This window comes from Bacteroidales bacterium (assembly GCA_014860575.1).
Classification (GTDB): domain Bacteria; phylum Bacteroidota; class Bacteroidia; order Bacteroidales; family JAAYJT01; genus JAAYJT01.
Window position 1 is genome coordinate 1 of record JACZJK010000024.1, and the last position, 1,540, is coordinate 1,540.

The 1,540-nt window shown below is 42.9% G+C and carries 1 protein-coding gene; it reads left to right on the top strand.

Annotation, left to right across the window (positions count from 1 at the left end; genetic code table 11):
- On the top strand, positions 1–1,157 hold a 1,157-nt coding region (locus IH597_06575), incomplete at its 5' end, for a restriction endonuclease (protein MBE0662114.1).
- Positions 1,158–1,540: the final 383 nt, after the last annotated feature.

A 1,540-nucleotide genomic window follows, 5' to 3' on the forward strand; every position in this document is an offset into this window, starting at 1 on the left:
TCACGGTGATTCGCAACGGCATCAAATTCTGTCAATACGTTGGCGTTATTCAAATCGGCAACCTCACCATCGAAATTCTGCCCAAAGCCGACAAGCAATCAATAACCAAACACGACTATGACTCAGAAACCAGGCGGTGGCAAAAGGTTTTGTTGAAGATGCTGGCCATCAGCGGCGAAATTGACCTGGAAACGGTTTCTGAAGCCAGCCTGAGGAAGCGGTTTACCCTGCTCGATCTGTATTTTGAGGTTTATCTTCAGGAGGTTGATACATTACTTCGCCGTGGCCTCACCAAAAAATACCGGCAAAACGAAGGCAACGTGAAAGCGCTGAAGGGGCGTTTGAATTTTTCCAGAGATATTCAGCGCAACTGCATTCACCGCGAGCGGTTTTACACCTGCCATCAGTCCTACGACCACGAACATCTGATCAACCAGATTCTACTAAAAGGCATCAATATACTTGATGTTCTATCATCCGGCAGCATGCTGAATGATAAAATCAGGAAGCTCATGTTTTACTTTCCTGAGATCAGGGAAATAACCATTAACAAAGATTCCTTCAACAAAATCCGCCTCACCCGTAAAACCAGGGAATACACCAAAGCCCTGGCCATTGCCAAAATGTTGATCCTGAATTTTTCACCCGATATTTCAATGGGTGATGAAAATATGCTGGCGCTTCTGTTCGATATGAACAAGCTGTGGGAGAAGTATATCTACAAACAGCTCAAGGCCAGGGAAGACGAGAATCTGCGTGTTATGTATCAGGTACACGATCTCTTTTGGGAGTCCAAAAGCATTTACCCGGACATTGTAATCGAAAGAAAAAAGGCCACGGCTATTGGTGAGAGCACCGATGATAATAGATGGGAACCATGCATCATTGACACCAAATGGAAATTGATAGATGTAAACAAACCCTCCGACGATGACCTGAAGCAAATGTATGTTTACAATATGTACTGGAACAGTTCCAAAAGTATGCTCTTATACCCAAAGCTTGCCAGTTCGGAGGATAGCGGTTTTGGCAAATTCCACAAAGGGAGGTCGGGCGATAATCATTGCAAAATTGGTTTTGTGAGTGTGTTGGATGATAGTGGAGAATTCAATCAGGGAGTTGCAAATGAGATTTTGGACAAAATTGAACTGGAGTAAGATAGCTGGAAAACCTGACAGGTTTTCGAAACCTGACAGGTTTGGGTGGTTTAGCCAGGTATATCAGAAGTATAGAAGTTGATTAGTCCGCAACAAGCATTATTTCAAAATCAATGTTATTTATTCATACTCATGACAAAATTTTACTCGGTAATAGTCTCAAGCTTTCATGGATGAATCAGCACGTTGTGGAATAGTGTAACGGAATAATTCAGAAACCAACAAATTAAATTATGCCAGAAATACCCAGCAACAACAAAGGACTATCCGGTGTGTACTTTGTAGCTGCGGAGCTGTAACGCAGAGGTTGGTCGGTGGGCATGACCGTTGGCAACGCCAAAGCCATTGATCTGTAATGCTTTTATAATTTTGTTGTGCTCAAC